The sequence below is a fragment of the Bacillus sp. ISL-4 genome (assembly GCF_018613275.1).
Classification (GTDB): domain Bacteria; phylum Bacillota; class Bacilli; order Bacillales; family DSM-1321; genus Peribacillus; species Peribacillus simplex_E.
This window is the reverse complement of the sequence record NZ_JAGGQN010000020.1, coordinates 108254-128860: the sequence shown is the minus strand read 5'-3', so window position 1 is coordinate 128860 and position 20607 is coordinate 108254. Positions and strand designations below refer to the sequence as shown.

17 protein-coding genes and 2 pseudogenes are annotated in these 20607 nt (G+C 40.4%); 14 read left to right on the top strand and 5 right to left on the bottom strand.

The window, feature by feature from the left end; genetic code table 11:
- Positions 1-412: 412 nt before the first annotated feature.
- The 6 genes from J7J00_RS16220 (at position 413) to J7J00_RS16195 (ending at position 7179) form a co-directional block, all read left to right on the top strand.
- Positions 413-2047: a peptide ABC transporter substrate-binding protein gene (locus J7J00_RS16220; protein ID WP_286201401.1), complete on the top strand. Its 1635-nt coding sequence runs from the start codon at positions 413-415 to the stop codon at positions 2045-2047.
- A 133-nt stretch (positions 2048-2180) separates the two neighbouring features.
- Positions 2181-3110: an ABC transporter permease gene (locus tag J7J00_RS16215; protein ID WP_214792156.1), complete on the top strand. Its 930-nt coding sequence runs from the start codon at positions 2181-2183 to the stop codon at positions 3108-3110.
- On the top strand, positions 3110-4039 hold the full coding sequence (locus J7J00_RS16210; RefSeq protein ID WP_214792154.1) for an ABC transporter permease: 930 nt from the start codon (positions 3110-3112) through the stop codon (positions 4037-4039). Before J7J00_RS16215 ends, J7J00_RS16210 begins: the two co-directional genes overlap by 1 nt.
- Before the next feature lie 49 nt (positions 4040-4088).
- Positions 4089-5102, top strand: a complete 1014-nt coding sequence (locus J7J00_RS16205) for an ABC transporter ATP-binding protein (protein WP_214792151.1) — start codon at positions 4089-4091, stop codon at positions 5100-5102.
- Between the two features lie 13 nt (positions 5103-5115).
- On the top strand, positions 5116-6108 hold the full coding sequence (locus J7J00_RS16200; protein WP_377412043.1) for an ABC transporter ATP-binding protein: 993 nt from the start codon (positions 5116-5118) through the stop codon (positions 6106-6108).
- Positions 6109-6324: 216 nt separating this feature from the next.
- Positions 6325-7179, top strand: coding sequence for a crotonase/enoyl-CoA hydratase family protein (locus tag J7J00_RS16195; protein WP_214792149.1), 855 nt, complete (start codon positions 6325-6327; stop codon positions 7177-7179).
- A 221-nt stretch (positions 7180-7400) separates the two neighbouring features.
- On the opposite strand, the gene J7J00_RS16190 is transcribed toward J7J00_RS16195, so the two are convergent.
- Both J7J00_RS16190 and J7J00_RS28900 read right to left on the bottom strand, forming a co-directional pair.
- The gene (locus tag J7J00_RS16190) at positions 7401-7601 is read right to left on the bottom strand and encodes a cold-shock protein (RefSeq protein WP_029714163.1); all 201 of its coding nucleotides are present in this window, start codon (positions 7599-7601) and stop codon (positions 7401-7403) included.
- A 205-nt stretch (positions 7602-7806) separates the two neighbouring features.
- A pseudogene (locus J7J00_RS28900) lies at positions 7807-8240 on the bottom strand (NAD(P)-dependent oxidoreductase).
- A gap of 374 nt (positions 8241-8614) precedes the next feature.
- Between J7J00_RS28900 and J7J00_RS16175 the strand changes: the two are divergent.
- The 5 genes from J7J00_RS16175 to J7J00_RS16155 all read left to right on the top strand — a co-directional run bounded on the left by J7J00_RS16175 (position 8615) and on the right by J7J00_RS16155 (position 14081).
- Positions 8615-9163 carry a GNAT family N-acetyltransferase gene (locus J7J00_RS16175; RefSeq protein WP_214792145.1) on the top strand — a complete coding sequence of 183 codons (549 nt, stop codon included), beginning with the start codon at positions 8615-8617 and terminating at the stop codon, positions 9161-9163.
- A gap of 219 nt (positions 9164-9382) precedes the next feature.
- Positions 9383-10840, top strand: a complete 1458-nt coding sequence (locus J7J00_RS16170; RefSeq protein ID WP_286201400.1) for a CoA-acylating methylmalonate-semialdehyde dehydrogenase — start codon at positions 9383-9385, stop codon at positions 10838-10840.
- Between the two features lie 71 nt (positions 10841-10911).
- A complete protein-coding gene (locus J7J00_RS16165) occupies positions 10912-12252 on the top strand; it encodes an aspartate aminotransferase family protein (RefSeq protein WP_214792143.1) in 1341 nt (446 codons plus the stop codon).
- 324 nt (positions 12253-12576) lie between these two features.
- Complete coding sequence (locus J7J00_RS16160) at positions 12577-13191, top strand: NUDIX hydrolase (RefSeq protein ID WP_214792142.1); 615 nt, start codon at positions 12577-12579, stop codon at positions 13189-13191.
- 92 nt (positions 13192-13283) lie between these two features.
- Entirely contained in the window at positions 13284-14081 is a 798-nt protein-coding gene (locus tag J7J00_RS16155; protein WP_214792140.1) for an endonuclease I family protein, read from the top strand.
- 61 nt (positions 14082-14142) lie between these two features.
- Here J7J00_RS16155 and J7J00_RS16150 read toward each other — a convergent pair whose 3' ends face one another.
- From J7J00_RS16150 to J7J00_RS16140, 3 genes and pseudogenes are all read right to left on the bottom strand, one after another.
- A complete protein-coding gene (locus tag J7J00_RS16150) occupies positions 14143-15201 on the bottom strand; it encodes a lactonase family protein (protein ID WP_214792138.1) in 1059 nt (352 codons plus the stop codon).
- A 146-nt stretch (positions 15202-15347) separates the two neighbouring features.
- A pseudogene (ade, locus tag J7J00_RS16145) lies at positions 15348-17104 on the bottom strand (adenine deaminase).
- Between the two features lie 32 nt (positions 17105-17136).
- Complete coding sequence (locus tag J7J00_RS16140) at positions 17137-17622, bottom strand: nucleoside deaminase (protein ID WP_214792136.1); 486 nt, start codon at positions 17620-17622, stop codon at positions 17137-17139.
- Positions 17623-17848: 226 nt separating this feature from the next.
- Here J7J00_RS16140 and J7J00_RS16135 point away from each other — a divergent pair, with 226 nt between their 5' ends.
- The 3 genes from J7J00_RS16135 (at position 17849) to J7J00_RS16125 (ending at position 20607) form a co-directional block, all read left to right on the top strand.
- Positions 17849-18751 carry an AEC family transporter gene (locus J7J00_RS16135; protein WP_214792339.1) on the top strand — a complete coding sequence of 301 codons (903 nt, stop codon included), beginning with the start codon at positions 17849-17851 and terminating at the stop codon, positions 18749-18751.
- 274 nt (positions 18752-19025) lie between these two features.
- A complete protein-coding gene (locus tag J7J00_RS16130) occupies positions 19026-19436 on the top strand; it encodes a hypothetical protein (protein WP_214792134.1) in 411 nt (136 codons plus the stop codon).
- Between the two features lie 442 nt (positions 19437-19878).
- Positions 19879-20607, top strand: coding sequence for an amino acid ABC transporter ATP-binding protein (locus J7J00_RS16125; RefSeq protein WP_214792132.1), 729 nt, complete (start codon positions 19879-19881; stop codon positions 20605-20607).

The following is a 20607-nucleotide window of genomic DNA, read 5'->3' as shown; positions in this document are numbered from 1 at the left end:
TCACTGGAAGTCGGAAGTCATTTTACATCAAATAGGTTATCATTTCTTTTTACCTAGTATCTAGATCGAATTGATTAGCAAATAATTACTATCTTGTGAAAAAGTACTCATTGGTTTATTGATTTTTTGATTTATTCGTAATATACTTAAAATTCAACATCTTTAATTCGAGGTATAGTACCCTTAGCGAGGTTGAAAAGAGGGTGATTTTTTACTAGTAAACTGCATTAATGCGTTTTTTAGGGAGAAATACAGATTTATGCAAACGGTTCGCTAGTTGTTTTTGGTGAATTCCTGCAATGAAGGCTTCTAACTTTCCTCGCTGACATTATATGTACTATACGGAAGATTAATAGGTGCTAGAAGGATAATCTATTAAATGGGAATATCCTAAGAAGAGGGGGAATATTTTTTGAAAAAGTCTAAATTTTCAGTGCTTGCTCTTCTTATGGCCATCATGCTTATGCTTGCGGCATGCAACGGCGGTTCGAAGGAAACTTCGAATGAAAAAGAAGGCGGCTCGGGTGACTCATCCGGATCAAAAGTATTAAACGTAAACAACTCAAGTGAACCTGGTTCGCTTCACCCTGCAAATGCGCAAGGTACTCATGAATCATGGATCCTTGAACATACGTTTGAGGGACTGACAAAGAAAACAGAAGAAGGCAAAATCGTACCTGGTTCTGCAGAATCATGGGAAATCAGTGAGGATGGATTAACTTGGACATTCAAATTGAAAGATGGTTTGAAATGGTCAAATGGAGATCCGCTTACAGCCAATGACTTCGAATATGCTTGGAAATATGCTTTGAAACCGGAAACAGCTGCTGATTATGCTTACCAACTTTATTATCTTAAAGGCGGGGAAGCTTACAACAGTAAGAAAGGGAAGGAAGAGGACGTAGGCGTTAAAGCGACAGACGATCATACATTAGTCGTTACTTTGGAACAGCCTACACCATATTTCCTTGACTTGACTTCTTTCTATACTTTCTATCCAATCGATAAAAAGGTACAGGAAGAAAATCCAAAATGGGCTTTGGATGCAAAAACACACGTTTCAAACGGTCCGTTCAAATTAACGGAGTGGAAACATAAAGAAAGCCTGAAAATCGAAAAGAACGAAAATTACTACGATAAAGATAAAATCAAATTGGATGCGGTTAACTTTGCTCTAATTGAAGATGAAAACACAGCATGGCAAATGTATCAGAGTGGCGAATTGGATATTGCTTATCCACTGCCAGTGGACGTGCAAGGCCAATTGGTTAACTCTGGAGACAAAGAATTTAAAAACGGCGCAGAACTTGCTGTTTACTATTACAACTTCAATACGGAAGTAAAACCTTTCAACAATGCAAAGGTGAGGAAAGCGCTTTCAATGGCTATTGAACGTAAGAAAATTACCGAAAATGTTGCTCAAGGCGGTCAACAGCCTGCATTTGGTGTAGTCCCTCCGGGAATTCCTGATGCAACTGGTGATTTCCAGGAAAATACAGGTGACCTGTTTAAGGAAAACGTAGCTGAAGCAAAGAAATTGTTAAAAGAAGGTCTTGCTGAAGAAGGCATGAAAGAATTACCTGAGTTTTCAATTTTGTATAACACGTTAGATTCCCATAAGAAAATTGCTGAAGCCGTTCAAGGGATGTGGCGTGATAACCTAGGTGTTGAAGTGACACTTGAAAATGCAGAATTCCAAGTAAAGCTTGATCGTGAAAAAACTGGCGACTTTGAAATTTCCCGTGCAGGATGGGTTGGTGACTATGTTGACCCGATGACTTTCATGCTTTGGGAAACTGACGGGGCCTATAATGATGCAGGTTGGTCCAACAAAGAATATGATAGTTTATTAAAAAAGGCAAAATCTACAATGGAACCAAAAGAACGTATGGCTGCTTTACATAAAGCAGAGGAAGTTCTGATTGAAGAAATGCCGATCCTTCCGGTTTACTTCTATACAAAACCATATATGGTTAAATCGAATGTTACTGGAGTCTATGCTCCGATTAACGCTTATCCGAACTTTATTTACGCGGATAAAAAGTAAGAGAGTGATAAAAGTGAAATGGGAGGTATGTCCGATTAAGGACATACCCCATTTTTCAATTGCGAATTTGAATATTTCATGAATTCATTTCCGTTTTCAACTCCTTAGAAAATCGATGATTGGGGTGATTACCATGTTGAGATATACATTAAGTCGTTTTAAATGGGCGATTATTACTTTATGGGCTGTTATTACATTAACGTTCATCATAATGCATACGATTCCGGGAAATCCATTTGCGAAAGAAGGAGCTATGCCTCCTGCTGTTTATGAAAACCTTCAAGTCCACTATGGATTGGACAAGCCGTTGTTGACCCAATATGGGAATTATTTATTGGAAGTCGTTCAATTTGATTTTGGTCCATCTTTGAAATCCTCATCCATATCAGTGAATGATTACATTTTGAAGGGTTTTCCAGTGTCCTTGCATTTAGGGGCGCAAGCTTTGGTGATTGCCATCTTCTTTGGGCTCATCTTGGGTGTAGTGGCTTCGTTGAAACGAAATAAATGGCCTGACTATCTATCAATGGTCATTGCCATCGTAGGGATTTCCGTTCCAAACTTTATTTTGGCGACTATTTTAATCAATTATTTTGCAATAAAATGGCACATTTTCCCGGTAGCTACATGGGCGACATGGCAGCATACCATTTTACCATCCATTGCCCTGTCAATGATGCCGCTTGCTTTCATCGCTAGATTAATGCGGACTAGCATGCTCGAAGTAATGGGGCAGGATTATATATTGACAGCAAAGGCAAAAGGATTGAAACGAAGCGGTGTCATAATCAAACATGCGATTCGGAATGCGTTATTGCCGATTATTACGATTCTAGGTATCCTTACGGCTAATATCGTGACAGGAAGCTTCATTATTGAACGTATTTTTGGTATTCCGGGCATGGGAGATATGTTCGTAAAGGGAATTTCCAACCGAGACTACCCGGTCATTCTTGGCTCCACAATTGTGTATAGTGCAGTGCTTATCCTATTGATATTCATAGTTGATATAGCCTATACGTTGATTGATCCAAGAATTAAAGTGACGGGGGAGAAAAAATAATGGCAGATAAAATGCATTTTACTGAAGATATGTTCCAACCCGCAGAAGGAAACTTTAAGGAAGCTGAAAAAATTGCAAGACCAACGGTTTCATACTGGTCTGACGTCTGGCGTCGGTTTAAAGAAAATAAGCTGGCGATGACGGGATTTGTTCTTATAATCCTCTTGGTCTTGATGGCGATTTTTGGTCCATATATTAACGGATATACTTATTATGGACAAGATTTCGAGAAAAAGAATCTTAGCCCAAATAGCGAGCATTGGTTTGGAACGGATTCATCAGGAAGGGATCTATTTACGCGAGCTTGGTATGGTGCGAGGATATCCTTGTTCATTGGATTGATGGCAGCGCTGATCGACTTTTTAATTGGTGTCCTTTATGGCGGGATTTCAGCCATTCGCGGTGGGCGCACAGATAATATCATGATGCGTTTTGCTGAGGTGATCTATGCGATCCCATACCTATTGATGGTTATCTTAATGATGGTCGTATTAAAACCTGGTATTCTGCCGATCATCATTGCGATGTCGATTACAGGGTGGATTCCGATGGCTCGACTGGTACGTGGACAGGTTTTACAACTAAAAGAGAATGAATATATCCATGCAGCAACCATCTCTGGTGCTAATACGAGCTGGACTCTTAGAAAACACATGATTCCAAATACAATGGGACCGATTCTTGTCAATTTAACGTTGACTGTACCTACGGCGATTTTTGCCGAAGCTACACTAAGCTTTTTGGGACTTGGAGTTCCAGCTCCTCAGGCAAGCTGGGGAACATTGACAAGTGATGCCTTGGGAAGCATTTTGGTAGGGAATTTCTATCAACTTTTAATCCCGGCAATATTGATCTCCTTAACTATGTTCGCGTTCAATGTAGCTGGTGATGGACTGCAGGATGCCCTGGATCCAAAACTACGGAAATAAATGAGTCCTAACATAAAGAATTGATATTACTAGAATAGGAGGGACGATGATGGAGAACCTATTAGAAGTGAATGATTTACACATCACCTTCCATACTTATGCAGGAAAAGTGCAGGCTGTGCGCGGCGTGAACTTTGAAGTGAAAAAAGGGGAAGCCGTCGCCATTGTTGGGGAGTCCGGATGTGGCAAAAGTGTTACTGCGAAATCTATCATGAGATTATTGGAAACACCTCCAGCAGAGTATGGAAAAGGGTCAATAAAGTTCGGCGGTAAGAACCTGCTGAAAATGAGGGAAACGGAAATGCAGAAGATTCGCGGAAATGAAATTAGCATGATTTTCCAGGATCCGATGACTTCGCTCAATCCAACGACAAAAATCGGCAGCCAGATCATGGAAGGTATTTTAAAGCATAATAAAAACATGTCCCGGAATGATGCATATGAACGGGCGTTGGAAACGCTCAAACTGGTAGGTATTCCTCAGCCAGAAAAAAGGATGCAGCAATATCCGCATGAGTTTTCAGGTGGTATGCGTCAAAGGGCGATGATAGCAATGGCCCTTGCTTGTGAACCGAAATTGCTGATTGCCGATGAACCTACAACAGCATTGGATGTAACGATACAAGCGCAAATTTTGGAACTGATGAAAGATATCCAACGAAGAATGGATACTTCCATCATTTTAATTACTCATGATTTAGGTGTGGTTGCGGAAACTTGTGAACGGGTAGTCGTCATGTATGCAGGCAAGGTCGTGGAGACGGGGACGGTAGAAGCTATATTTTCAAACCCGCAGCATCCATATACAAGAGGCCTGCTTAAAACGGTGCCAAGGCTCGATATGGAAAAAACGGCTCCGTTGGTTCCGATTATCGGATCACCACCGGATTTATTGGATCCGCCAAAAGGGTGCCCATTTTATCCAAGGTGTGAATCAGCAATGAAAGTGTGCAAAGACCATGATCCGGAGCTTGAAGTAGTGGAAGAAGGTCAGACAGCCGCATGCTGGCTGCACCACCCAATGGCAAAGGCAGCACAGGTACAAGCACCGACTAATGTATAAAGGAGGAGAACCAATGGTTTCACTGAAAAATAAGGCCGTAAAAGAAATGACAGACAACGAAAATTCTCCTCTTGTTGAAATAAAGAATCTGAAGAAGTACTTTCCTATTGGTTCTCAATCGCTGAAGGCGGTAGATGGTTTGGATCTCAAAATCTATCCAGGGGAAACTGTCGGTCTTGTTGGGGAAAGCGGTTGCGGTAAATCGACTGCAGGTCGTACAATCACTCGGCTTTATGAACCGACAGATGGAGAAGTTCTTTTTCAGGGGAAAAATATTTTCGATTACAAACCTGGGGAAATGTCACATATCCGCCGTGAAATACAAATGATTTTCCAAGATCCCTACGCATCCTTGAACCCAAGGATGAAGGTGGAGGAATTGATTGGGGAGCCACTTGCCATTCATGGGATATCAAAAGGTAAAGAGCGAAGAAAACGGGTGGAAGACCTGTTAAAGCTGGTTGGTTTAAGTCCGGAACATATCACTCGTTTTCCCCATGAATTCAGTGGTGGACAACGCCAGCGTATTGGAATTGCAAGGGCTTTGGCTTTAAATCCTAAATTCATCGTTTGTGATGAACCAATTTCTGCCTTGGATGTTTCGATACAGGCTCAAGTGGTCAACTTATTAAAAGAGCTTCAAAAAGAAATGGGATTGACTTATTTATTCATCGCTCATGATTTATCAATGGTCAAGTATATTTCAGATCGCATTTTAGTCATGTACCTTGGAAGAATGATGGAACTTTCGGATAGTGATTCTTTAACGAAAGATCCGCTTCACCCATACACACAGGCCTTGCTTTCTGCAGTGCCGATACCAGACCCGACTATTAAACGGGAAAGAATCGTACTTAAAGGCGATGTACCAAGTCCCATCAATCCGCCGAGCGGCTGTGTATTCCGAACTCGCTGCCCTAAAGCGATGGAGATATGCTCCAGTGCTGTACCTGAATGGAAAGAACAAAAACCAGGGCATTTCGTTGCTTGTCATTTATATTGGTAAACAAAAAAACCAGTTGCATTCGCAACTGGTCTTTTTTTACACATTTATGTAAAATATTTTTAGAATAGGAGCGATTATCCTGAAGATTTAAATTATTTATCAGTATGTCAAAATAAATTACTAGGAATCTGAAAATAAAACATATAATATGTAATTATATGTAAAAATTAACTTCTGTAGAATTTTTTCAATTTGTGAGAGAAGGAGGGACTGTTATTGTATTCCACGATAACTAGTGAAATCGTCGATCGTGTCATGATTGTTACTCTTAATCGTCCTGAGAAAATGAATGCTTTCAATGAAAAGATGTGTGAGGAGATGATTCACGCTTTTAATGAAGCGGACGAAAATGATGACGTACGAGCCATCATTTTAACTGGCGCTGGGGATGCTTTTTGTGCTGGCATGGATTTGGAAAAAGGTGCAGAAACCTTTATGGATCACACTCCTTTGGTTGAATATCGCGATGCAGGGGGAATGTTGTCATTACGGATTTTTGAAATGAAGAAACCTATGATAGCGGCCATTAATGGAGCGGCAGTCGGGATAGGCATAACAATGACTTTGCCCATGGACATTAGAATTGCTTCATCAAATGCAAAAATGGGCTTTGTATTTGCGAGGCGGGGGATAACGATGGAGGCTTGCAGCGGCTGGTTCTTACCAAGGCTTGTCGGAATGGGTAAAGCTTCCGAATGGATTTTTACCGGCAGGATGATTGCGGCCAGTGAAGCATATGAGGGAAGGTTGGTAAATAAGATCGTCGAGCCAGAAGAATTGATGTCGGCTGCAATGGAAATCGCAACAGACATTGCGGAAAATACATCTTCCGTCTCTGTGACGCTATCCCGGCAGTTAATGTGGACGATGCTCGGTGCAAACCATCCTGTTGAATCACACAAAATAGAATCGAAAATGATTCATTGGACCGGAAAACAAGCGGATGCATTAGAAGGGATTGAAGCTTTCCTCGAAAAAAGGAAAGCAGAATTCAAAATGAAAAGCAGCACTGATATGCCACCGTTTTATCCATGGGGAACAGACCGAACATATGAAGTGGAAAAGAAATGAATGGGGTAATATCAGGGAATCCAGGGCTTCGAAAGTGCTTGATAATTTTTACTTTTCGGATAAATTAGGGTTTCTATTCCTAGTGTGTTATACTGAGTTTACCATTTACTAAACTTGTTTCATGTTCCCTATTCCTTGTGAATAGGGTTTTTTTATGATTGTTTTTTTAATCAAAAAAAACAGACCCTACAAGTAGGGTCCGTTATATATTGTATTTAAAATTACGCTTTTTGAACGTTAGTAGCTTGGGGTCCACGTTGACCTTGCTCAACTTCAAAAGTAACTTCTTGACCTTCGTCTAATGATTTGAATCCTTCGCTTTGGATAGCTGAGAAATGTACGAATACATCGTCTCCGTTTTCGCGTTCGATGAAGCCAAATCCTTTTTCTGCGTTAAACCATTTTACTTTACCTTGTTCCATTGTTGTTGCCTCCTAGTGTGAATCCACACATTGTGTTACTACCCTTGCTCAATCATTAGACGAAAAGTTTTTCACTTATCAATCTTCCCGAACAAAAATAATTCTTTTTAAATATAACAGATAATGTCGGAATCTGCAAGCTAACAAAGGAAGATTATTTATATGTTCACAGACAATGAACAATTCTTGATACCCTTTTTTGTAATCAAGCAAATTCGTTGAATGTTTTTTTACATTTAGATAGTTCTTTAAATTCGGCATGAAAACATCTAAGCCTTTGGTCGTAAAATTCCGTATTTCCGGATGTGTGCGGCGTGATGATTACATTGTTCAACTCCCATAATGGGCTATTCTCAGGAAGTGGCTCCGTTTCAAACACATCAAAGTCCAGCACCTGCAATATCTTTGTCCATAAGCGCGTGAACCATTCGTTTTGAATGACGGGATTACGCCTTCCTATATTAATGAAAAAGTGGTGCGCTTCATTAACTTGAATTCTTTTTTCCCGAACATATTCTGTGTTTCTGGGGTCAATGGTAATATCAGGACAATATAATCACACCTAGGAAGAAAATCATTCAATTGCTTTTGTGTGAACATCTCATCTACAAATTCTTCTGATTTACCGGAATGACGCATTCCTAAAACGGTCATCCCAAAAGACTTGGCAATTTTTGCGGTTTCTTTCCAATTTTTCCGAAACCGATGATTTTTTCATGAATTTCCTGCTTCATATGTGTGATGCCAAGTCTTCGCCTGCTGTTGATTACTATATTTATTTACTTTGTTAAGGCAAGCATTAACCCGAAATCATTTCTGAAATGAGATACGCATGAACGCCGTTTACCAGGGGTAATGCATTCACTCCGGCGCTCCATGTCTGGATCCATTTTACATCGCTTGTATCATTTTTTTCTGGAATTATTAGTAAGTTTCGATAATGTTTCAAAGGGGAAAGCGATTGCTTAACAATCTTGCTATAATACTAGTAATAAATGGAATGGGGTGTGATCATGAACGTGAAAGACATATATGGACAGCTGCCTACAATGGAATCAAAACGCTTGGTTATGAGGAAAGTCACCATGAATGATGCCGAAGACATGTTCGCTTATGCATCCAACAGTGAAGTTTCCCGTTACGTCACATGGGAAGCTCATCGTTCCCTATGTGATACAAAAGATTTTATCCGATTTATCCTACAAAATTATGAGGATAAGAAAATTGCTCCATGGGGCATAGAACACAAGGAAAGTGGTAAGTTGATTGGTACGATTGATTTTGTTACATGGCAGGTTGATCATCATAGTGCAGAAATCGGGTATGTGCTTGCACCCGAATATTGGGGGAGTGGCTTGATGACGGAGGCAGCCCAAATGATAATCGCCTTTGGCTTCGAAAATATGAACCTAGTTCGAATCCAAGCACGGTGCTTCGTTGAAAATTTGGGTTCAGAGCGAGTCATGCAAAAGGCTGGTATGTCTTTTGAGGGAATCATAAGAAAAGGAATGTTTGTTAAGGGAAAGTATCAAGACCTAAAGCTATATTCCATTATAAAATGATGGCTGTGAAGTCTGCTGATCAAAGAGAAAATAAAAGGAAATATATATCGGCTTTGAAAGCCTGAATTTCTGCTCATGATTATTATGAATATGGGAGAATCAAAAACAAACAATATGTGCAAATATTGAATCAAAAACTATACAAAACGTCTAATGTAAAAAGTCGATTTGAAAAATATAATGAAACTATGAAATCGTGTTGAAATGGAGGGTATATTAATGGCAGTTATCAATGATGTAGAAACGTTGAAAAATTATATCGGTGGAAAATGGGTGGATTCCACAACCTCGAAACATGAACAAGTGCCTAATCCGGCAACAGGAGAAGCATTGGCAATCGTTCCCCTTTCAACAAAGGAAGATGTAAACCAAGCGGTGCAGGTTGCTAAAAAGGCTTATAAAGAATGGAAAAAGGTGGCCGTTCCAAAAAGAGCTCGCTTCTTATTCCGTTACCAGCAATTATTGATAGAACATTGGGATGAGCTTGCAAAGCTGGTCACTATCGAAAACGGAAAAAGCTATACAGAAGCATATGGTGAGGTTCAGCGTGGGATTGAATGCGTGGAGTTCGCGGCAGGTGCGCCTACCTTGATGATGGGCAGTCAGCTACCTGATATTTCCCCAGGCATTGAATCTGGCATGTATCGGTATCCAATGGGTGTCGTTGCCGGGATTACGCCGTTTAATTTCCCGATGATGGTGCCATGTTGGATGTTCCCGCTGGCAATTGCTTGTGGAAATACGTTTATCTTAAAACCTTCAGAACGGACACCGCTCTTAGCCAACCGTCTTGTGGAATTATTGACAGAAGCCGGAGTTCCGGATGGCGTTGTCAATATTGTCCATGGTGCCCACGATGTCGTGAATGGGATTTTGGAACATGAAGACATTAAAGCGGTATCATTTGTTGGATCCCAGCCTGTCGCAGAGTATGTGTACAAGACGGCAGCTGCCAATAAAAAACGTGTCCAGGCTTTATCAGGAGCGAAAAATCATTCAATCGTCATGCCTGATGCGGATTTGGATAATGCGGTAACGAACATAACGAATGCCGCTTTCGGATCTGCAGGCGAGCGCTGTATGGCTGCATCAGTGGTTGTTGCGGTGGGGGAAGTGGGAGATTCGCTTGTTGAGAGATTAAAGGCTGCAGCGGATGATATCAAGATTGGAAATGGAATGGATAAGGACGTTTTCCTGGGACCTGTGATCCGTGATACTCATAAAAAGAGAACAGAACAATATATTGAAATCGGGGAAAAAGAAGGAGCTGTCCTCCTTCGTGATGGCAGGAATGAAGGCGATCAGGAAAATGGCTATTACGTTGGACCGACATTATTTGATCATGTGAAAACAAATATGAAAATATGGAAGGATGAAATTTTTGCCCCTGTCTTATCCATAGTTCGGGTTAATACCCTGGAAGAGGCAATCGAATTGACCAATCAATCCGAATTTGCCAATGGTGCCTGCCTCTATACGGATAGTGCAAAAGCCATCCGGGAATTTCGCGAAGAAATTGATGCAGGTATGCTTGGTATTAACCTCGGGGTACCCGCACCAATGGCATTCTTTCCATTTTCCGGATATAAAAGTTCATTTTATGGAGACCTTCATGCCAATGGGAAAGACGGCGTTGAATTTTACACTAGAAAGAAAATGTTGACAGCAAGATACTGATAGGAAAGTGGGGGTCGACACAAATTGTGTTCGGCCTTCATTTATACATTATTTTAGGAGGAATGTAGCTTATGCAGGTTGAAAAACAGGGTCAGGATCTTAAAGCGATGGATGGTAAATATGTATGGCATCATATGAAAGGGGCTGAATCCAGCCCTGAAGCAATGGTGATTAAAAAAGGGCAAGGAGCATGGATAACGGATGTTGATGGGAATCGTTTCCTGGATGGGATGTCAGGTTTATGGTGTGTCAACGTTGGTTATGGCCGCACGGAACTGGCTGAAGCAGCTTACGAGCAGCTGAAGGTACTTCCTTATGCCCCTTTAACGAATAGCCACATCCCGGCCATTAAGCTAGCAGAGAAATTAAATGAATGGCTTGGTGGGGATTATGTGATTTTCTTCTCTAACAGCGGTTCAGAAGCGAATGAGACTGCTTTTAAAATTGCGCGGCAGTTTCATCAGCAAAAAGGTGAACATGGACGTTATAAATTCATTTCCCGTTATCGCGGCTATCATGGGAATTCAATGGGCGCCCTGTCAGCTACCGGGCAGGCGCAGCGAAAATATAAATATGAACCACTCGCCCCAGGATTTCTTCATGTATCACCGCCAGATTCTTACCGAAATCCAGAGGATGAAAGCGGTGAAAAAAGTGCAGCGGAAATTGAACGTACCATTACATGGGAATTGAGCGAAACGGTGGCTGCGGTCATCATGGAACCAATCATCACTGGGGGCGGAATTTTGATGCCGCCTGATGGTTATATGAAACGTGTAAAGGAAATTTGTGAGAAAAATGGTGTCCTTCTCATTTCGGATGAGGTCATTTGCGGGTTTGGTCGTACTGGTAAGAAATTCGGATTTATGAACTATGATGTAAAACCAGACATCGTAACAATGGCTAAAGGAATCACGAGCGCTTATCTGCCATTATCCGCTACAGCAGTCAAACGTGAAATTTATGAAGCGTATATTGGCTCAGACGTTTATGACCGCTTTCGACATGTAAATACATTTGGAGGCAATCCGGCTGCCTGTGCCCTTGCTTTGAAGAACATTGAAATATATGAAAATGAAAAACTTATAGAACGTTCTAAGGAGTTAGGTCTACGCTTTCTGCGAGAGTTTGAAGAAATCAAATCTCATCCCAATGTTGGGGATGTACGTGGGAAAGGTTTATTGGTAGGCATTGAACTAGTGGAAGATAAACTGACAAAACAACCAATCGAACTTTCCAAAATCAATAAAGTGATTGCATCATGCAAAGAAAAGGGGCTGATCATAGGTAAAAATGGTGATACAGTAGCAGGTTTCAATAATGTCCTGACTCTTGCTCCCCCACTTAGTATAACTGAAGAGGATTTTTCATTCATCATAACAACGGTAAAGCGAACGCTAGCTGAACTATGAAAATAAGGTGATGGTAAAATACTGAAAATTCGGCATTTAATCAAGTTTCTGTATATAACTGCTGATACTCACTATTCATTTAAGAAAGATCGCATCCATACTTTGCTTTTTAAACGAGACTGCTGCGTTTAATTTTAGCACCGTTCAGAAATTTGAACGGTGCTTTTTGCAATGATCTAGGAAGAATAAGTGGAAAAGGATTCTATTGCGAACTTAGGGGACATTTTGGAATCGTTTTCCTTGCTTAGTTATAGCGGATGTTCGAAAATGGAATGATAAGGACTGGCAGAAAATCAATACTATCAGGCAGAAGAGGTGAGGGACATGAATAATGAAGATATAACAAAAAAACTGACATTACATATCCCTGAAATTTTAGGGAGTGGAAATTTTTCTAAGTATGCTGTATTGGTACCGCTTATAGAGAAAGAAGATGGAATTCATGTTCTTTTCGAAGAGCGTTCACACAAACTGAGAAGGCAGCCGGGGGATATATGTTTTCCGGGCGGGAAGATAGACAAATTGGACCATGATGAACAGGCGGCTGCGCTAAGGGAAACATATGAGGAACTTAATTTGAGAAAAGAAGATATCGATAATGTCTTTCCAATCGATTATTTGGTATCTCCATTTGGGATGATTATCTATCCATATGCAGGATTTGTTCGTAACCATCAACGGATAATACCTAATCCAGCTGAGGTAGAAACCGTTTTTACGGTCCCGCTATCCTTTTTCATGGAAAAACCGCCAGAGATTTATCATGTCAAATATAAGGTGGAACCGCATGACAACTTCCCCCATGATTTAGTCGTTGGCGGGGAGAATTATAAATGGCAGCCAAAACAGATGGAAGAATATTTTTACTTATTTAATGATCGGGTAATCTGGGGAATGACGGCGAAAATCCTTACCCATTTTATTGAAATTCTTCGTTAGACCCTTCTAAAGGACCTTTTTTTCTCGATGGATTTCTATTAAACTAAAATTATGGTAAAAGTTAGGTTTTAATAGAAGCGGGGGATGAGTGGATGAAGTATAGTTTTGAAGTACTTGAAAAAGAACGGGAAATGGCAATGGCTGCACTTGTGAACTTCAATGAAAACCGCGAATACTATGATGAAACCAAAGATCAGGAACTTAAGCTAGCATACTATAAAGATGGTTCCTTGGACCGGGAAGGATTGAAGGAGCTACTTGTGGCAACCCATAAGAACCAGCTGAACTACTCACCACATCGTCATGTTTACCCTTGGGTGGACTTACAGGAAAATGGCCAGTTGAAAAGTCTGTATTCCGGTAAAGGGATGGATCCTGTACGAGTAATTGAGGAAGATATCCGTATACTAGAATTGGTGTCAAGAGGCATAGAATCAACAAATACGGAGAACATTCTCGTTAATTGTGAACATGTCGTACCTCAATCATGGTTCGCTAAAAAAGAACCGATGAGGGGGGATTTGCATCATCTATTTGCCTGTGAACCAACTTGTAACAGTAGCCGGAGTAACTATCCGTACCATGATTTTCAGGATTATATCCCTGAGAAATCGGCTGCCGGTATAAAAGCGGGTTGCGGGAAATCAGAGGAGGGTAAATTCGAGCCTGAATACGGAAAAGGCATCGTGGCGAGGGCTAATTTGTACTTTTTACTCAGATATGAGGGCATCATCGATAGCGGCAATATTGACCTGGAGCTGCTTATGGAATGGCATCGGCTTTTTCCGGTCAGCACTTATGAAAAACATAGAAACCAGGCTATACATGAAATGCAGGGTAATCGTAACCCATATATAGATTTTCCCGAAATGGCGGAGAAATGGAATTAATGAAGGATAATAAAAAAGGATTGAAGCTGTGGTACAAGCTTCAATCCTTTTTTATTATCGATTATAAGAATTTTACGCAAACAGGGAAGGGAACTTGAACATCTTTTTGCAATAATGTTAACTTTCCGTCATGTTCATTCCGGGAATATAGTGTCAGGTTTCCTGATTGTTCATTTGAAGCGATCAGAAATTTTCCGCTAGGATCCAATGAAAAATCACGTGGCCAATGTCCTTCGGTAGAAACCAGTTCCACGAATGCCAGTTTACCAGTTTCTTGATTGATTTGGTAAACGGCAATACTATCATGTCCGCGGTTCGCGGCATATATGAATTGCCCGTCATCAGTAATATGAATGGCGCTTCCTTGGTTATTTTCCTTGAAATCTTCCGGAACGGACCGAACCGTTTGTACTTCAGAAAAGCTTCCGGTTTGACTATCGAAGCTCAAAACAATGACTTCTGGTACAAGCTCTGCCATAACATACGCAAATTTTCCGTTTGGGTGGAAGGTCAAATGCCGTGGTCCGCTGCCGGGAGCAACAGATAAGCTGTTTACTTCTTCCAAAACCCCATTATCTATTTTATAGGTTATTACTTTATCTATTCCTAGGTCGACTACAGCAATGAACCTTTCATCCGGTGTGAACCCGGCGAAGTGAGTGTGCGCTTTTTCCTGACGTTCTTCATTCGGTCCTTGACCCTCATGCTGAACAGTGGATGATACGGGCAAAGGGGTCGCATCGTCATGAAGCGGATATGATTCAATCACGCCTTCTCCATAACTGGAAGTGACCAAGACCTGTTTCTTGCTGTCGACACTTATATGGCAGGAAGAGCCATTTGGTGTCAGTTGTTTGCCCAAGAAGGTAAGCTCACCTGATTCTTCCTTGATCGAATAGGCTGAAACTCCACCGCTGCCCGCTTCTTTTAAAATGGCGTAGAGATTCTTCTTGTCCTGGCTGATGGCGACATAAGTCGGATCGGTTAATTCTGCTGCAAGTACCGGTGTACTGAGTTTTCCTTCTGCTGTATCTAAAGTGAAGCGGTAAATACCTTTGCTGTTTCCTTTTGTGTAAGTGCCTATGTATCCAATTATGGTTTGTTGATCATGTTTTGCCATATTTATCTCCTCCAAGAAAGATTTGTGTTTAATTTTATTTTAACATAGATGATACCCATTATATCCTTTTCCCCGTTTAAGTAGAGTTGGAACCTGATTCATATAGAAATTACTGGGATGAGAAGAAAAAAACCCCTACTAGGGGGTCAAGTTTTATCGACTGGCTTTGATGCTTCGATAGGAATATACCTAAACTCAGAAACTGAAAATAAACCCTGATCCGTCAGTTTAATTTCAGGGATGACAGGCAACGCCAAAAATGCAAGTGTAAGGAAAGGGTTGAAATGCCTGTTGGCACCCAGTTTCAATAGGGCTCCATCGATTTTTTTCAATGAACGAACTACATCCATATAATTCCATCCGCTCGTCAATCCAGCTATCGGAAGGGGAAGTGAAGCGAGTATTTCCCCATTTTGGATTACGGCCAATCCCCCCTGCATTTTTTTATTTCATTTGCTGCCATAAGCATATCTTGATCATTCGTCCCGGCAATGATCAAATTATGTGAATCATGAGCTACTGTCGTGGCAATTGCGCCTGAATTCAAACCGAGCCCTTTGACGATTCCTAGACCTACTTGTTTGGTCATATGATGCCGTTCAATTACAGCAAGTTTTATATGATCAACATGTTCGGAGAACCGGAATAGCCCATCCTGATTCAGTGTAACCGGTTCAATCGAATGCTTTGTAATCAAGCTGTTTGGAGTTATCTCAATAATATTAGCGAACTTATTTTTAAAAGGTATCGCCAAATCATTCTCCGTTATTTCATGAAATTGAACGGAGTGCTTCAACCCGTCGTCAATGACCTGTTCCTTTTCAGGTGGAAAGTTAAGTAAACGATTATTTTGAACGATAAGCTTTCCCTCTTTAAAGACCGAGTGGATGATGACTGAATCAAGATCATCCAATATAAGGAAGTCTGCCTTGTATCCAGGTGCTATGGCACCAGTTTCTTTTAAGCCAAAACATTCAGCTGCATTAATGGTCGCCATTTGAATGGCGGTAATTGGCGGGACACCTGTTTTTATGGAAAGTCGAACGTTGTGATCGATACTACCTTCAGATACAATATCGTCAAGGTGCCGGTCATCGGTGACGAATAAACAACGGCGGGAGTTCTTCTCATTAATAACTGGAATCAGGTTTTTTAAGTCTTTGGCAACGGTACCTTCCCTGATCATAAGATACATTCCTTTACGCAGTCTTTCTTTTGCCTCTTCCGCTGTAGTGCATTCATGATCCGTTTTAATGCCTGCACACATATAAACATCGAGCTGTTGTTCGGATAATCCTGCCGCATGGCCATCGATGCTTTTGCCTAGTCTATTAGCATCGTATATTTTTTGAAGCATATCCTCCTCCGTATGTGAAACGGCCGGGAAATTCATGACTTCGGCTAAACCGAGCACTCTCGGGTTTTGATAAAACGGAATTAAATCTTCACTTCTTAAGACAGCACCAGAATGTTCAAACTCCGTAGCAGGTACACAAGAAGGCATCATGAAGTAAAAGTCAAAAGGAAGTTGATCGGATTGATCAATCATATATTCCATGCCCATTTTGCCAGAAACATTGGCAATTTCATGAGGGTCTGCAATAATGCTGGTCACACCATGTAAAAGGAGGATTTTTGCGAGTTCGGATGGCCTTACCATCGAAGATTCAATATGGACATGGCCATCAATGAATGTAGGGCACACGAATTTTCCTGCTGCATCTATTTCTGAAATACCCTCATAACGCCCAATTCCAGCAAAAAAACCATCGACGATAGCAATGTCGCCTGTATAGATATCACCATTGAAAACATCTATGATTTGTCCGTTCTTAATGACGCAATCTGCAGGCGTTCTCCCTGCAGCAACGTCTATTCTCCTTTTAAGTAAGTTTTTTTTCATATGCGTAACCCCTTTGGAAAAAATATAACCGGTTAATATTTCAATTTTTCAGTATTGGTTTCCCATGTTCGGAATGGTAATTCGTGGTCATTAAAAGACAGTTGTTCCATTTTTATCGTGCGTTTTTCCATTGGCAGGGCAAGTTCCTGGTATATAAAGTGATCATCAAAGCCAATAAGTGCAGCGTCTTCTTTAGTACATGCGTAATAAATGGCTTTTGGACGTGCCCAATAAATAGCACCGATGCACATGGGGCAAGGTTCGCAGCTAGTGTAAATTTCACAATCTGTGAGCTGGAAGCTGTCGAGATTCCTGCATGCATCACGAATCGCCTGCACTTCGGCGTGAGCTGTAGGATCATTGGCCGTTGTCACATTATTACATCCTCTGCCTACGACTTTGCCATCTTTAACGATTATAGCACCAAAAGGTCCCCCGTTCTTTGCCACAACATTTTCATATGCAAGCCGAACAGCCATCTCCATGAATTTTACATCCACTAAAAAACACCCCTTCATATATTAATAACCAAAAAGTGTTGATGTTACGTTTATTAACGTAAATATAATAAACAATATACCATACGCATTGGGAAATAGAGTGTTATTTTCTGAAAATAAAGAAAATTCATTTTGCGTTAGAATATATGACGTGCAATCAAAAGTGGTTTAAAAGAATTTTTACAAATAATTATAAAACTGATATTGTTAGAAGAAAATCATTAGAATTATGAAGGTGATATGCATGGGGTTTTTGGGAGTTCTTTTACCGATATTCGGTATATTTGTTTTAGGTTTCATCGGTCAGAAAAAGTTTAAACTTGATACGAAATCGATTTCCACGATGGCATTATATTTAATGTCACCTTTCCTTGTATTCCGAACTTTTTATTCCGCAGAATTTACGATTAATTATTTTTATCTATTCTTATTCACGATAGTACTTTGTCTTTCTCTCATTCTGGTAGTCTACATCATATCTTTTTTCCGCAATTATACAGTCACTGAAACAAGCGGCATGATATTGGCATCGGCATTCATGAATAACGGGAATTACGGAACACCTGTCATTTTCCTGTTATTCGGAGCCGTAGGACTCGATTATGCAATCATCCTTATGGTGGGACAGCAGTTAGTGATGTGCACGATAGGCATTTATTTCGCAGCAAAGGGCAGCCCGGAAGGTAACGGAGTCCAAACAGCGATTAAAGCAGTATGTCGGATGCCAATTGTTTATGGAGCCATTGCGGGTACAGTATTTCAGTTCGTTAACATACCTTTAAGCAATTCGGTTATGGAAGCTATTAATCTTGTTGCAAATGCAGCGATCCCAACAATCATGATTACACTGGGAATGCAGCTGGCCAACATTTCCCTGAAAAAGATTGCCTATCGAAAGCTATCAGTTTCGCTGCTACTTAAACTTGCCGTTTCACCAGCCATTGCCTTCCTGTTATCACTTACCTTACCAGTGGGTGAAATGGTCAGGCACATCATGATCATCGTAGCTGCCATGCCAACGGCGGCCAACACTACGATGTATGCGCTCCAATTCAATACGGAGCCTGAATTCGTATCAAGTGCTACTTTCATAAGTACATCATTAAGCCTGATTACGCTTCCAATCATCTTTTTCTTTGTATTATAGAAGATTATGATTCTAATTATATGGGCAAACATATGATATGCACGAAGCAGAGGATTCCTAGCTGATTAAAAAACGGGATCCGGACAGAGTGCATGTATTGCCCTTGATGACCAAAACTTGGGCTAGGTTCACATAGCGGTTAGTAAACGAACTTAAGGACTTGGATTTATATGTTGATTGGGAAAAGATCTTCAACAATTCATTTATATTAAAGGGTGAGCTTGTTTAACTGGCGTTTACTTTTTTAAATGCTGTATTTGATTGGAGGGGTATTGTGTTCCAGACTAAAATTAAACTGATTAATACTGGAAAGATTGATGCCATTTTAAAGGAAATCGTTCTGAAAACCTATGAAGAAGCACTAGAAGAAAAACTCTTGCTATGCATGGAGTGCGGGGATGTCGATTTTTATATCGTGTATTCAAATAACGAGGAACTTCAAGCTGCGATTAATGAAAACTTTGAAATTGATGAATGTGGCGAAATCATGAAAATAGATGAACATCAGGAGCTTATGGATGATTTATTCGATTATTTCTTGATCATACATAAGGAAAGTGAAATGTTTGATTATTTTCCAGCAGGTTCATATACTCTCGGTGGGGAAATCCGTGAATCGGATACGGATATGCTGGCGCCAAGAGGTTTATATTCAGCGCCATTTGAAGATGCGTTAAAGGAATGATGAAAAAGACAGCAATAGCTGTCTTTTTTTTCGTGCTGATTTACAAAAGCTCGTTGTGCTTACGGGAAATAAATGATTTTTTACAAAAAGAGGGAATGGTTTGGGGATTAACAGTTTATACTTATCAGTTTTATGAAATATAGCAATAATATCATGGAATATGATATCATTTTTAACAAATTAAAGTTTTAATGGTAATTTTAAGAAAAATTTTATATAATAAAAAGTGTGAATATTGAATATATTATTTAAATTACTAGTTTAAAATAACAATAAAATGGTCGTTTTACTATCACTCTCGAAATATTGGGAAATAATATTGCAAGTAAGATTTATACATAAAGTTTGATTCGAGTTAGGAGAATGCTATATTACGCTTTTATAATTCTGATTATTACAAACTTTCAGTTTTGGAAGATTGATTATGGGCGGGGGGCTAATTATGATAGTTTTTGACCGAGTGAATAAGTTTTATGGCGATTTCCATGTATTGAAAGAGATTAATCTTACAATTAAGAAGGGGGAAGTGGTAGTGGTCATAGGACCGTCCGGATCAGGGAAAAGTACACTGCTTCGATGCATTAATCGTCTAGAGACCATTTCGGAAGGTTCCCTTTCCATAAATGGTTCAAATGTAGCGGATAAAAAAACGGACATAAACAAACTCCGTCGGAATATCGGTATGGTTTTCCAGCATTTTCACTTGTATCCTCATAAAACCGTGCTCGAGAATATCATGCTTGCCCCCAGGAAGGTTTTAGGACAATCCGAAGAGGAAGCGAAAAAGATTGCACTAAAGTATTTGGACAAAGTGGGGATTGGAGATAAAGCGAATTCATTTCCTTCCCAGCTTTCAGGTGGACAGCAACAACGGGTAGCGATTGCCAGAGGTTTGGCAATGGGGCCTGAAATCATGCTATTTGATGAACCTACCTCAGCCTTGGATCCAGAAATGATCGGCGAGGTACTGGATGTGATGAAAGCCCTTGCCCATGAAGGAATGACGATGGTGGTGGTTACGCACGAAATGGGATTTGCCCGTGAAGTAGCGGATCGAATCGTATTCATGGACGATGGCAGGGTTTTGGAAGAGGCATCACCGGCTGAGTTTTACGCCAATCCTCGTGAAGAGAGGGCTCGTTTATTCCTTAGCCGTATATTAAATCATTAA